The organism is Methylobacterium sp. Leaf104 (assembly GCF_001422885.1).
In the GTDB taxonomy this organism is placed as follows: Bacteria; Pseudomonadota; Alphaproteobacteria; order Rhizobiales; family Beijerinckiaceae; genus Methylobacterium.
The window spans coordinates 61,402-74,465 of sequence record NZ_LMMZ01000005.1 but is presented as its reverse complement, the minus strand read 5'-3'; the positions used below and the strand labels follow the sequence as shown (position 1 = coordinate 74,465).

The 13,064-nt window shown below is 69.9% G+C and carries 10 protein-coding genes; 7 read left to right on the top strand and 3 right to left on the bottom strand.

Annotation, left to right across the window (positions count from 1 at the left end):
* The first annotated feature begins 96 nt into the window (after nucleotides 1-96).
* Nucleotides 97-3,171, top strand: a complete 3,075-nt coding sequence (locus tag ASF49_RS06835; protein ID WP_056469729.1) for a penicillin-binding protein 1A — start codon at nucleotides 97-99, stop codon at nucleotides 3,169-3,171.
* Nucleotides 3,172-3,245: 74 nt separating this feature from the next.
* Nucleotides 3,246-4,316 carry a hypothetical protein gene (locus tag ASF49_RS06830; protein ID WP_056469725.1) on the top strand — a complete coding sequence of 357 codons (1,071 nt, stop codon included), beginning with the start codon at nucleotides 3,246-3,248 and terminating at the stop codon, nucleotides 4,314-4,316.
* 269 nt (nucleotides 4,317-4,585) lie between these two features.
* Here the strand turns inward: ASF49_RS06830 and ASF49_RS06825 are convergent, their stop codons facing one another.
* Both ASF49_RS06825 and ASF49_RS06820 read right to left on the bottom strand, forming a co-directional pair.
* Nucleotides 4,586-5,716, bottom strand: coding sequence for an FAD-dependent oxidoreductase (locus ASF49_RS06825; protein ID WP_056469724.1), 1,131 nt, complete (start codon nucleotides 5,714-5,716; stop codon nucleotides 4,586-4,588).
* Nucleotides 5,717-6,272: 556 nt separating this feature from the next.
* Nucleotides 6,273-7,073 (bottom strand): pentapeptide repeat-containing protein, encoded by an 801-nt coding sequence (locus tag ASF49_RS06820; protein ID WP_056469722.1) that lies wholly within the window; start codon nucleotides 7,071-7,073, stop codon nucleotides 6,273-6,275.
* A gap of 172 nt (nucleotides 7,074-7,245) precedes the next feature.
* Between ASF49_RS06820 and ASF49_RS06815 the strand changes: the two genes are divergently transcribed.
* A complete protein-coding gene (locus ASF49_RS06815) occupies nucleotides 7,246-7,959 on the top strand; it encodes a Crp/Fnr family transcriptional regulator (protein ID WP_243214621.1) in 714 nt (237 codons plus the stop codon).
* 35 nt (nucleotides 7,960-7,994) lie between these two features.
* Nucleotides 7,995-8,633: a LysE family translocator gene (locus tag ASF49_RS06810; protein ID WP_056469721.1), complete on the top strand. Its 639-nt coding sequence runs from the start codon at nucleotides 7,995-7,997 to the stop codon at nucleotides 8,631-8,633.
* 328 nt (nucleotides 8,634-8,961) lie between these two features.
* Here the strand turns inward: ASF49_RS06810 and ASF49_RS06805 are convergent, their stop codons facing one another.
* A complete protein-coding gene (locus ASF49_RS06805) occupies nucleotides 8,962-9,177 on the bottom strand; it encodes a hypothetical protein (RefSeq protein ID WP_056469719.1) in 216 nt (71 codons plus the stop codon).
* A gap of 224 nt (nucleotides 9,178-9,401) precedes the next feature.
* Here ASF49_RS06805 and ASF49_RS06800 point away from each other — a divergent pair, with 224 nt between their 5' ends.
* The 3 genes from ASF49_RS06800 (at nucleotide 9,402) to ASF49_RS06790 (ending at nucleotide 12,992) form a co-directional block, all read left to right on the top strand.
* Nucleotides 9,402-9,653 (top strand): hypothetical protein, encoded by a 252-nt coding sequence (locus ASF49_RS06800; protein WP_056220000.1) that lies wholly within the window; start codon nucleotides 9,402-9,404, stop codon nucleotides 9,651-9,653.
* Between the two features lie 191 nt (nucleotides 9,654-9,844).
* Nucleotides 9,845-10,654: a Crp/Fnr family transcriptional regulator gene (locus tag ASF49_RS06795; protein ID WP_056469716.1), complete on the top strand. Its 810-nt coding sequence runs from the start codon at nucleotides 9,845-9,847 to the stop codon at nucleotides 10,652-10,654.
* Between the two features lie 40 nt (nucleotides 10,655-10,694).
* On the top strand, nucleotides 10,695-12,992 hold the full coding sequence (locus ASF49_RS06790) for a PAS domain-containing protein (protein ID WP_082510943.1): 2,298 nt from the start codon (nucleotides 10,695-10,697) through the stop codon (nucleotides 12,990-12,992).
* Nucleotides 12,993-13,064 lie beyond the last annotated feature (72 nt).

Below are 13,064 nucleotides of genomic sequence, written 5' to 3'. Positions count from 1 at the left end.
CTTGTGCAGTGCATCTGCCACGCTCCGGCGCGCGGTCTCGGCTATGACCGTGCGGCCCCGACCGCGCCACGCCCAACCTCCGGTATCCCGGCCCGCATGAACATCATCCTGATCAAGCTGTTCGCCACCGCGCTGACGCTCAGTCAGGTCACGACGCGGCCGGACGCGGTGAAGACGCAGTTCGATCCCGTGGCCGACAAGGCCCAGGTGGTGCAGATCCTGCGCGACGGCTGCGCCCACATGCGCAAGGCCTTCGACATCGAGGACATCAACCTCGACGAGCTGATCTCCACCGCCATGGAGGACCCGAGCGCGGTGGCGGGCGCCAGCGCCCCGAAGATCCTGCACGGCCTCGACATCGGCGAGCTGAACGTCAGCTACCGCCAGTTCTGCAAGGGCGAGAACCCGAAGGACTCGCCCTTCGACGCGGCCGAGGTCATCGCCTTCTACAACAAGGCGGTGGCCGACCTGCCCTCGGCCGAGGCCCTGAAGGAGCGCAAGCTCCCCGGCGCCAGCCTCATCCTCGACGGGGCGGGCAAGCGCTACGCCGAGGCCTTCGAGGCCAACGGCCGGCGCCTCAGCGTGCCGATCGCCGAGGTGCCGACGCTGGTGCAGAAGGCCTTCGTGGCGGCCGAGGACAAGCGCTTCGAGACGCACAAGGGCATCGACGAGCGCGGGGTGATCCGGGCCTTCATCGGCAACCTCGCCTCGCCGGGCCGCCCGGCCGGCGGCTCCACCATCACCCAGCAGGTGGTCAAGAACCTCTCGGTCGGCGACGACGTCACCTACGAGCGCAAGATCCGCGAGATGATCGTGGCCTCCCGCCTGGAGCACATCCTGGGCAAGCCGCAGATCCTGGAGCTCTACCTCAACGGCATCTATCTCGGCCGCGGCGCCTACGGCATCGAGATGGCGGCGCGCAGCTACTTCGGCAAATCGGTGGGCCAGCTCACCGTGCCGGAGGCCGCGCTGCTCGCCGGCATGCCCAAGGGCCCGAACTTCTACAGCCCCGACAAGTATCCCGACCGGGCGCGCGAGCGCCGGGCCTACGTGCTCGCGCGCATGAAGGAGGAGGGCCTCATCACCGAGGCGCAGCTCGGCGAGGCGGCCAACGCGCCCCTCGGCCTCAAGCCGATCGAGGCGGCCCGGCGCGATTCCGGCTTCTACTTCGTCGACCACCTGGCCCGGGAGGTGCGCACCTTCGCGGGCGTCGAGTCGCTGACCGCCGCCAGCCACGTGGTGCGCTCCACCCTCAATGCCGGCCTGCAGACCGCCACCGAGACCGCCCTGCAGGAGGGGCTCTCCACCTACGAGCGCTCCACCGGCCGTGCCCGCTACGAGGGGCCGGAGCTCAACCTCGCCGACGCGGTGCGCAGGCTCGAGGCGGCGGTTCCCGCGGCCGAGGCCTCGCCGCTGGGCGTGCCCCTGCTCACCGGCGATCCGGTCAAGCCGGCCCCGGCCGCGAAGCCGGCCCCGAAGACGAAGGCGGAGCGCAAGGCCGCCGCCGCCGAGAAGGCGGCCGAGCAGGCCGCGCCCAAGGTCGAGCGCCCGAAGCCGGCCTGGCAGCGGGCGCTGGAGACCGCCCGCCCGGTCCTCTACGACGTGCACTGGCCTCTCGCCGTGGTCCTCGAGGCCGGCCGCGGCGGCGCTGCGAAGGTCGGCCTCGCCGACGGCCGCACCGCCAGCCTCGAGCCGGGGCCGGCGCGCGGCAAGCTCCAGCCCTACGACGTGGTGCGCGTGAAGCTGCGCGATCCGAACGCGAAGGTGCCGCGCGCCGACCTGCGGGTCCGCCCGAGCGTCCAGGGGGCCGCCCTGGTGCTCGAGAACCGGACCGGGCGCATCCTCGCCATGGCGGGCGGGTTCTCCTATCCGGTGAGCCAGCTCAACCGCGTCACCCAGACGGTGCGCCAGCCGGGCTCGACCCTGAAGCCCCTGACCTACCTCGCCGCGCTCAATGCCGGCCTGCAGCCCAACACCCTGGTGATGGATTCCGCCATCACCCTGCCGCCCATCGGCGGGGTCGGCGATTCCTGGTCGCCGAAGAACTACGAGGGCGCGGGGGCCGGGGCCACGACCCTGCGCCGGGGCCTCGAATTCTCGAAGAACCTCGTCACCGCCCGCCTGCTCCAGGGCGGCATCGCCGACAAGGCGCCGGCCAGCCTGCAGAAGGTCTGCGACCTCGCCCTGGAGGCCCAGATCTACGCCGAGTGCGAGCGCTACTATCCCTTCGTGCTCGGCGCCCAGCCGGTGCGGATGGTGGACCTCGCGGCGTTCTACGCGGCGGTGGCCAACGAGGGCGCCCGCCCGGCGCCCTACGCCCTGGAATCCGTCGAGCGCGACGGCAAGACCCTCTATACCCGCGAGGCGCGAGCGCCGACCCGCATCGGGTCGGCCGACCGGGTGGCGTTCTACCAGTTGAAGACCATGCTGCAGGGCGTGACCAACCACGGCACCGCCGCGGCGCTCAGCCGGTTCTCGTCCTCCATCGCCGGCAAGACCGGCACCTCCGAGAACGAGAACGACGCCTGGTTCGCGGGCTTCACCAACGAGATCACCATCGTGGTCTGGGTCGGCTACGACAATGCCGACGGCACCCGCCGGACCCTCGGGCGCGGGCAGACCGGCGGCCACCTCGCGGTGCCCATCGCGGGCACCATCCTCCAGGCGGCCTGGGCGAACGGCGTGCCGCGCACGTCGCTGGCACCGCCCTCCCCGGAGGCGCGCCCGTACCTCGCCGATGCCGGCATCGACCCGCGCAGCGGCGAGCGCGTGGAGGGCGGCGGCTTCCAGGAGCATTTCCGGATCAAAGACGGCCGCATGGCCGACACCCAGTACAAGCTGCTGCCGCGCGAGACCCGGACCGCCATGCGGCCCGATCCCGAGGACGGCGACCTCGGCGCCGCGGACGAGGCCCCCGACGTGGCGGGCGGCCTGTTCGGCGACCTCGACGGCGGCAGGCGGGTGCAGCCGGATTACGATCGGCGGCGCTCGCAGCCCGATTCCGATTTCCTCGATCCGTTCGGCGAGCGGCGCAATCGCCGGGCGCAGTCCGAGACCTACCAGCCCTGGCCGGGCACGCAGCGCTCGCCCTTCGGCGACGAGGAGGAGGTCCGGCCGCGCCAGCGCCGCCGCGATCCCGACTACCTGTTCGGCGACGAGCCGCGCTTCTGAGGGCGCTCCGCCCCGGGCGCGGCCCCCGATTCCCTTGTTTCCGACCTTTTCTTGCCGACCTCCGAGGCCCCGACGTGCACAGGCAACTTCCGGCGACCCTTCTCCTCGCGCTCGCCCTGACGGGCGGCGCCCTCCGTCCAGGGCTCGCCCAGGAGGGCATCAAGCTCCAGCCGCCCGCCGCCCCGGCGGTCTCGGAGCGGATCAAGGATGTCCCCGCCATCGAGGCGGCGGGTCTGGCGAGCCTGAAGCCCGGCACCATCCTGTTCACCGACCATCGCGACGATCCGGCCAAGCCCGAGAACGGGCTCGTGCCCTATCTCGACTGGGGCAAGCTCCGCCCCGGCGAGCGCGCGGTGCTGGCGCCCCACCCGGACTACGCCGAGCCCGACTACGTGCAGACCCTGAACGGGGTCGCCAAGCGCCGGCACGAGACCCTCAAGGTCTACGTGGCGCAGGGGCGGTTCGTGGTGGCCAAGGCCCCGGAGAGCATCGACCTGGCCTCCTACGCCACCCTCGGCTTCGTCTCGAAGATGGACCCGGTGATCAAGCACAAGGCGCTCAACCCCGCCGACGCGACGCCCAACAAGGACCCGGCCGCCGCCTTCGCCAAGCGGCCGGACCGGCCCTGGTGCGAGGTCGGCACCACCTGCATCGAGTCGCGCTACGATCTCGAGGGCAAGCTGCCGCTGGGCGTGAAGCTCGCCAACCGGCTCGAGGATGGGGCCGCGAAGAAGATCGCCGAATTCGTCTCGTTCCAGAGCGAGCTGCGCACCCTCCCCCCGGCGGAGATCGCGGCGCTGGGCAACCTCACCAAGGTCGACACGCCGGTGACCGGCGGGCTGGAGCAGACGATCTTCTGGGTCAACCAGATCCTGCGCTTCGGCAAGTTCCTGGCGGTGTTCCAGCCCATGCCGGGCGACCCGGGCAAGACCGTGGTGACCACCTACATGGCGCTCGCGATCAAGGGCGACGTCCTCGACCGCAAGCAGGAATACGCCCGCGTGCCGGTGCTCAAGAACCTGCTGCCGGCCCAGGTGCTGATGGGCAACTCGTCCTTCAACACCGGTACCTCGATCAGCGCCGGCCTGCCGACCTACGCCCGCAACCGCATGATCGCCTTCGCGGACGCGCTGGCCAAGAACTGAGGCAGCGGGGGATGGGCGGGAGCGCTGGCCTCCTGTCCCTCGTGGGGCGAAGTCGGAGGCGGGGGGCTCCGCTCGGGGTCGAAACCCGATCCGCTCGGCCCTGCGCGGGGCTGCACACGACCTTTTGCAGACCCTAGGAACGTCCGCTTCGCGGCAGCTTGGTAGAAGATGACCGACGTCCGGGCTGGGTGGATTTGAGACGGACTGCTTCTGAGCTGAAAAGGGAGAAAGCGGACGCCATCCTCGCGCTCATCCGTGATCCCTAATGCTCACGATAGCTGAGGCGCGAACATCGCGGCGACGCTGTGAGGGGCCTCCGCGCCAAAGAACCGGGCAAGGTTCCCAGCTGAGGCGTCGGCGATCCCGGCGCTTCGGGGGAACAGGTTGTGCTCGTAAGCGGTCAGCGCGGCGGTGATGTCGTCGGGCGATGCGATGATCGCTTTCGCGAGTTCGGCACCGTCGTAGAGCGCGAGGTTGGCTCCCTCCCCCGCGAAGGGCGACATCAGGTGCGCCGCATCGCCTAGGAGGGTCAGGCCGGGCACGCGGTCCCACCGGTAGCCGACAGGCAGCGCGTAGATCGGACGAAAGATTGGGGCCGTGTCGCTGGTCGTGAGGAGGGCGGTCAGGTGCGGTGCCCATCCCGCAAACTCGGCCGCGATGCGGGCCAGGGCCGCCCCCGTGTCGCCGAAGTCGATTGCGCCGAACCACCGCTCCGGCCTGTTCAGAGCCGTATAGGTGTGGAGCCGCCCATCCGCATGGCGGTGCGCCAGGATGCCCAGACCTGGCCCCACAGCCATGAGCGTGCCCATGCCGACCGCGTCCGTGCTGGCCTCGAGGCGTGCGTCACCCGTGCGGATGGTCGTCTCTACGAACGAGGTGCCTGTGTAGGTGGGCGCTGTGCCCGAGAGCAGAGGACGCACCTTCGACCAGGCGCCGTCCGCGCCCACGAGCAGCTCGGTGGTGATCGTCGCCCCGTTCGCGAAGGCGACTGCGTGCCGGCCGCCCCCGCATGTGGCGACCGCCACCGCCTTGTGGTTCCATCGGATCGTCCCTGCCGGGAGCGAGGCGATCAGCATCCGTCGCAGGTCCCCGCGATCGACCTCGGGCCGATGCCCCACGGCTGTGCCGGGTCTGTCGAACAGGACATGGCCGTTTTGGTCGACCACGCGCTTGGCATCTTCGCCCGGGCGGACGAGGTGCAGGAAGGCGTCGGAGAGGCCCGCGGCCTTCAGGGCAATCTGGCCGGTGTGCTCGTGAATATCGAGCAGGCCGCCTTGTGACCTTCCGTCGGCCGACAGTTCGCCCTCGTAGAGCGCTGCTGCGATCCCGTGAACGTGGAGGATGCGGGCCAGCGCGAGGCCACCGAGGCCTGCGCCGAGGATCGTGATCGACGGTCGCATAGGTGCGCTCCTGAGACCGCAGGCGCGCAGCACGCGTCGGTGCTAGTCGCTGCGGCTGCCCGTCTGTCGGGCATTTGCTTCGGAGACGCTGGCCGACCCGCGCGGGGCGAGGATGGCGTGTATTCAACAGCCCAAACCGGACCGGCGTTTTTCGCGACACCGCCGAGGTTACCTCCAATCGCATGGTCGAGCAATTGCCCGACCGCCACGGCGAGCTCAACCCGCACTGCTTCACTGCGGCTGCAGAGGCGTGACCGCTTTCGGGAAGCCTCACGGCCTCTCCGAATGCCCGGCTTGGGTCGGATGCTGTCTGACCGGATCGGGTGGCTTTATGCCGGTCCGCTTTCAGGCAGTAACGCACGAGACCGGACGTTGCGACCGCGCCCGCTAACGACCCTTTGCAAAAGCCCGTGACGTCCGCTTGCGGGCGGCATGGTGGGGCATCGTCGTGCAGCCGGAACAGTCGGCTTTTTGTTGTTTGATCCCGTTTTCGCAAACAACCGCAGCAGACGTTCGAGCGCCTTCTCTACAATCAGCGATGATACGCCACTAACACTTAGTTGACCGTCTGTGTGATCGCGCGGTCAACGTTTATGCGGGCCGACCAGTCCTTGGCGTTATCCTGGCCCTTGAGATCGATGAGACGGGCGGCGCTGACATCGACGTTCTTGAAGTCGGCCCCTGCGATGGTCGCGCCTGTTAGGTTGGCCCCCGACAGGTCGGATCCCATCAGCACCACGTCGGTGAGATCGGCATCAGTGAGGTCGGCGTATTCCAGGCGCGAACGCCCGAGGTTTGCTCCCTTCAGTTTGGCGCCCCTGAGGTTCACCGAGACGAACACCGCCCGCATCAGGCCCATGGACTGGTTCTTGATGTCTGCTCCGCCCTTGAGGTCGACCAGGGTCGCCCCGCTCATGTTGGCACCCTTGAAGTCGCCGATGGGCATCGACCGGCTCAGGTCGGCTCCGCTGAGGTTGGCGTCGCGTGCCGTGATGCCGAACATCTTGGCGCCGACGAGCTTGGCTCCCGACAAGTCTGCCTTGATGAACCAGGCCTGTTCCAGGTTCGCCCCGGTCAGGTCGGCGCCGCGCAGGTTGGCCTTGTTGAGGCGGGCGGTCCGAAGGTTCGCTCCCCTGAGGTTCAGGCCGGAGAGGTCGAGGCCAGCGAGTGCCCTGTCCGACAGGTCGACGGGCTTGCCGTCCGCCTTGGCAATCAGGGCTTCAACGTCGGCTCGGGTCATCTCGGCCCGGGTCATCGCGGCCGAGCCCATGTCGGCCCCCAGGAGCAGATCCTGCTCCGCGTGGGCCGGAGCCGCCAGAAGAACGGAGGCGACCAGAAGGGGGGCGAGACGGCGCATGGTTTCTCCCTATGGTTCGCCTCGGCCCGTCGAAGGCGCTCGCCTCCTCACGGTAGTGCCCAAGCGGTTTTTTGTTCAGTTCTGACAGTGATACGAGGAGCCTGTCCAAGCGTATGTGACCGAGGTCACCGAAGGCTGCGGATTTGGGGGCGGCAACGTTTGAAACAGGGTCATGGCGGAATCCGACGACCGCCTGTCTCGGGGGAACATCATGCGGAGCGCCCATCAGGTCGAGCGCTGGATCGAGCGTTTCCCGCTCGTCCGGAATTTCAGTGCCGCCCATCTCCAGATCGCGCGAGGTACGGTCAGCTTTCCTGTGCTTGAGGCTGGTGCGATTGCCTACGAACTCCAGGACGCCTGCGCGAACTACCTGATGTGCATCGACGGCAGGACCCGCGTCTTCCGGATGTCTGAGAGCGGCCGCGAAATGCTCATCTACAAGGTGGGTGCCGGCGGCACCTGCGTCCTCACCACCCAATGCCTCCTGTCGGGCGGCGGCTTCCCGGCGCAAAGCGTGGCGGAAGCTCGGACCGAGCTCGCCGCGTTGCCAGCGGACACCTTCCGGCAGCTGATGCGCGAGAGCGAGGCGTTCCGGGACTTCGTGCTCGACGACTACACCAAGCTCCTGTCGGGGATGTTCGATCTGGTCGAGGAGGTCGCCTTCGCCCCCTTGGAGCAGAGGCTTGCGCGGCGCCTTCTGGTCGAGGCCGACGCGGGCGGCATCGTCTGGAAGACGCACCAGCAACTCGCGTCGGATCTCGGGAGCGTGCGCGAGGTCATCAGCCGCCTTCTCGGGGAATGGGCGGATTCGGGTCTCGTTGAAATTCGCCGCGGCCAAGTGCAGGTGATGGACCGCGCGAGCTTGGCGGCGAAAGGGCCGAACTGACCCTTTCGACCCGTCGAGCGGAGGAACTGACCACTATGCTGCATGCCTATCTCGCCGCCCTGATCGGCATCTCCCTGGCCCAGGTCAGCCCCGGTCCGAACCTGTTTGCCATAGTGGGTGCCGCTCTCGGACGAGGGTTCAGGACCGCCCTGTTCATCGTTGCCGGCATCGCGACCGGCACGGTGGTCTATGTCGCTGCGGCGGCCCTGGGCCTCGGGGCGCTCATCACCCTCTACCCGGCCATCCTGACCGGAATGAAGGTTCTCGGAGGCGGCTATCTCTGCTTCCTGGCGTTCAAGGCTCTCAGGTCCGCCGTCGTCGGAGGCGGGTCCTCGATTCAAGTCCGTTCGGACGCGTGGACGCCCTTCTCCGCCTGGCGGCACGGGTTGCTCATCACGTTTTCCAACCCGAAGGCCGCACTGGCCTATGCCTCGGTTGCGACCTTCCTCTACGGCTCAGGTCTGACGCCGTTGCAGGTGCTCGGCTTCGCGCCGATCGGCTGCGCCTCTGCGCTCGTCATCTACGGCATCTATGCGCTGCTGTTCTCGACGGGGCCGGTGCGTCGGATCCAGGCGCGGTTCGCGCGCACCACCGAGGCTCTGTTCGGACTGGCCTTCGGTGCGATCGGCGCCCGCATCCTCACGGATGGTGTGCGGGAAATCGTTCGGCGCTGACAAGAGGACGGCCAGTTCGGGACCGTGGCCGTCGAGCCGGTTCAGAACGTTCACTTCGAGCCACAAGGCCAAAGTCCGCTCCCCACCCGCAGCAACCCTTCGCAGGGTCGCGCGGATCGGGTTTCGACCCCAACCTCCGCAGCCCGAGAGTCACCCAGTCATCCCGACGCCGGACCTCTCCCCCGCGCGGCGGAGAGGGATGCGCCCTGCGTCCAGGACGGGCGTCACGGGAGGCCGGCCGCTTCCAGCCCTCGAAGGCGCCCGGCGGGCGGCCTCCCGGGCCGGACCGTGGGCGGCCCCGGAATGCGCCGGGGCGAACCCCGCCGGCTCAGTTGCCGCGGAACGCGATCGAGGGAATCGAGGGCTGGGTGTACTGGCGGTTGACGTCGCGGCGGGTCTGGGTGCCGTTGGTGTCGCTCGACTGGCGGTAGTTGCTGGTGTCGAAGGCATCGGAGATGCCGCTGCGCCCGCTCGGGCTGTCGCTGTTGCAGGCGCAGAGCCCGCCGAGGAGGGCGGCGGCGAGGGCGAGGGAAGCGAGGCGCATCGGTGTTTCCTGTGACGAGAGCAGCGTCCGTGGTGCTGCCCTGCCCCCTCGCCCGTCAAGCGAAAGGCTAACGAATCGTCGCCGGTTCCTGCCGCACTGATGTCGCCGTGCCACGAAAATGCTCACCACCTCGGCAAGGAAGCAGCGGTTCGGGGGGTGTAGATGTGGAATCCGGGGGTTCCCAGGCTGGCGCTTTGCCCGCGAACACGCGAGACATGGTGCCAATGAGCAACGTCGTCCCCTTCCTCCGCCGCCCCGCCGCTCCGCCGGTCGTCGTCACCGACGTGGTGGCCGTCGCCGACGACCTCTTCGCGCTCCTGGAGCAGCTGGAGCTCGTGAGCGCCCGGGCCGCCGCCATGGGACGCCCGGCCCGCGAGGTCGAGCGCACGGTCCAGAACCTCCTGGACGCGGTGACCGCGGTGGAGCGGGCGCTCGACTGCATCGGCGAGGGCGACGAGGCCGGACAGGCCCGCTGAGCCCGCAGCGAATCAGCTTTTCCCACGGCCGACGCCTCCCGGATCGGGATTTCACCGCACTCGTCAAACATTCCGCCGGCCTTCCCATCAAAACGACAAAATTGTCTCAGCAAAGGTCTACTTGTAGACAGACGGATGCGACGGCTCTGCGCTAGAGGCCGGAGAGACAGACGGTGAACACAGCGCGTTGCATGGGCCCGGCCTCCGATCGACTCACGGGCAACCTTCTCCTCGACGGCCTCCGGCCCGAGGACCGCGCCCTGCTCGACCCCCATCTCGACCCCCTGCCGCGGGAACGCGGCGAATCGCTGTTCCAGGCCGGCAGCGACGTCACCACCATCGCCTTCCCGTGCCGGCAGACGGTGGTCACCCTCATCGTCGCCATGCGCGACGGCCGCAGCGCCGAGGTCGCCACGGTGGGACGGGAGGGCGCCGTCGGCGGCGTGGTCAGCAGTGGCTTCCTGCCCGCCTCCTCGAACGCCGTCGTTCAGATCGGCGGCCCGATCCTGCGCATGGACGCGCTGCGCCTCCAGGAGGCCAAGCGGCACTCCCCGGCCCTGCGCAACCTGTTCACCCGCTACGCCGACTGCCTGCTCGCCCAGGTCCTGCAATCGGTGGCCTGCAACGCCCTGCACCCGATCGAGTCGCGCTGCCTGCGCTGGCTCCTGACCCTGCAGGACCGCATCGGCACCGACGTCCTGCCCGTGACCCACGAGCTGCTCGCCGCCATGCTCGGGGTGCAGCGGACCTACCTCACCCGCATCCTGCGGGCCCTGCAGCAGCAGGGCCTGATCGAGGTCGGGCGCGGCCGCATCACCATCCGCAGCCGGGCGCTGGCGGAGATGGCCGCCTGCGAGTGCCACGGCGTCGTCCGCAACCATTACGAGACGGTGCTCGGTGCGGTCTACGATCCCGGCGGCGCCCTCGTGGCGGTGGAGCCGCCTCCCGACCGGCGGGAGACCGAGGCGCCGCGCGAACTCGCGACGCCCGAACCGGCCTGACCCCCTCTCTCGCGACGATCCGATCCCCCGCCCGCCCCCGATGACGAAGCGCGCCGCAGACCAGAAGCCCGGCCCGGCCTCGGTCGTCCCGTCCCCGGCCGACGGAGACGGGACGACCGCCGTCGACCCCGCCTTCGATCCCGCCGAGGCGGCGGTGCTCCTGCGCCTCGCGGCGGACCCGACGGGCCTCGGTCTGTTCGCCTACGACCCCGCCGCCGGGACCCTCCGCGGCGACGCCCGCCTCCAGACCCTGCTCGGCCTCGCCCGGGACGGACCCGTCGCCTATGCCGGAGGGTTCCTTCCGGCCCTTCACTCCGAGGATCGCGCCGTCGTGAACGCGGCTTTCGGCGCCGCCCTCGATCCGGCGGGTGCCGGGACGCTGGACTGCACCTTCCGGAGCGCGACCTCGACACGACCCCGCTGGATACTGGCCCGCGCGCGCCGCGTGGTCGACCACGCACACCCGGCCCGCCTCGTCGGCACGATGCGCGACGTCACCGCGTCGAAGACGGCCGAGCGGACCGTCCGTCCCACCCGCGACGCCATCCGCGACTGGGACCTCGCCACCGGCACCATGCGGTGGAACACCGACCTGGCCGCCTACGGCTGGGCGCCGGACGCGGTCGCGCCGACCTGCGCCTGGTGGCTCGCCCACATCCATCCCGGCGACCGGTCCGGCGTCGAGGCCGGCCTGCGCAGCGCCATCGCGGGCGACGGCGAGACCTGGAGCCACGAGTACCGCTTTCTGCGCGCCGACGGCAGCTACGCCGACGTCCTCGACCGGGGAGCCCTGGTCCGCGACCCGGACGGGACTGCCCTGCGGGTGGTCGTCGCGATGCTCGACCTCACCGAGCGCAACCGCGTCGGTGCCCAATTCCGTGCAGTGTTCCAGGGCGCCAATATCGGCATCGTCCAGTTCGATCCGCGCACCGTCCGCGCCTTCGCGGTCAACGCCAAGCTCTGCGAGATCTGGGGGGCGCCGGAATCCGAGATCCTCGGGCACTCGCTCGCCCGCTGGACCCCGCCCGAGGACGACGACGCCCGGGCCGCCCTGCACGCGCGCCTCGCCAACGGGGAAACCCTGCAGCTGCGCCTGGAGAAGCGGTACCGCCGCATGGACGGACGCATCATCTGGGCGCGGGTCAATCTCGTCTCGCAGCGCCTGGGGGGCGAGGTCCACGCCACGGCGATGATCGAGGACATCACCGAGGAGAAGCGCACCGAGGCCCGCCGCGAGGCCCTGATCGGTCTCAGCGATCGCCTCCGCGACCTGCACACCCATGTGGACGTGGTGGCGGCCACGGCCGAAAGCCTGGGCCGGACCCTCGCCGTCGCCCGCGCCGGCTATGCCCAGGTCGATCCCGGCGGCCAGATCGCCTCGCTAAATCCCGACTGGACCGCCGAAGGTGTCGCGGACCCCAACATCGCCCTCGGCCTGCCGACCGCGTCCCGCTCGACCCTGGCCGCGAGCGTCGACCGATTGGGTCGCGGCGACATCATCAGCGTCGCCGACGTGGCGGCGACCCCCGAGCGCGTCGACGATCCGGAGGGCTATGCGCGGCTCGGGATGCGGGCGGTCATCAAGGTACCGGTCCTGCGTCGGGGACGGCTGGTCGGCATCCTGTACGTTCTCGACCGGGAGCCCCGCGCCTGGAGTGCCGGCGAGATCGCCTTCGCGCGAGAGGTGGCCGATCGTGCCTGGGGTGGCCTGACCCGGATCGAGGCGGACGAGCAGCAGCGCACCCTCAACCGGGAGCTGAGCCATCGCCTGAAGAACACCCTCGCCATGGTCCAGGCCATCGCCTCGCAGACCCTGCGCAGCGTCACCGATATCGAGGCGGCCAAGGAAGCCCTCGCCGCCCGCCTCATCGCCCTGGGCAAGGCGCACGACATCCTGCTCTCCGGCGCGCACGAGAGTGCCGAGATGGAGGCGGTGATGCGCGGTGCCCTCTCGATCCACGACGACCGGCAGCCCGGCCGCTTCCATGTCTCGGGGCCGCCGGTCCTTCTCGGATCGAAGGCGGCCCTGGCTCTCGCGCTCATGCTGCACGAGTTGGCGACCAATGCGGCCAAGTACGGTGCCCTCTCGGTTCCCGATGGCCGCGTCACCCTGGATTGGAGCCTCGACGACGGCGCCGCCGGCACCATTGTCCGGCTGATCTGGTCGGAGATGGATGGGCCCGGCGTCACCCCGCCGACGCACAAGGGGTTCGGCTCGCGGCTGATCGAGCGCGGCCTCGTCGGGGCCGTCGGCGGCACCGTCAGCCTCGAATACCTTCCGGGCGGCCTCGTCTGCCGCGTCGTGGCTCCGCTCGATGGCTTCCAGGCCGGCGGGTGAGCGCCTGAGAACGTGACCGGAATCGCGCGTCCTGCGCGTAACCCACGCATTGCTGCTGCACCGCACCTTGGG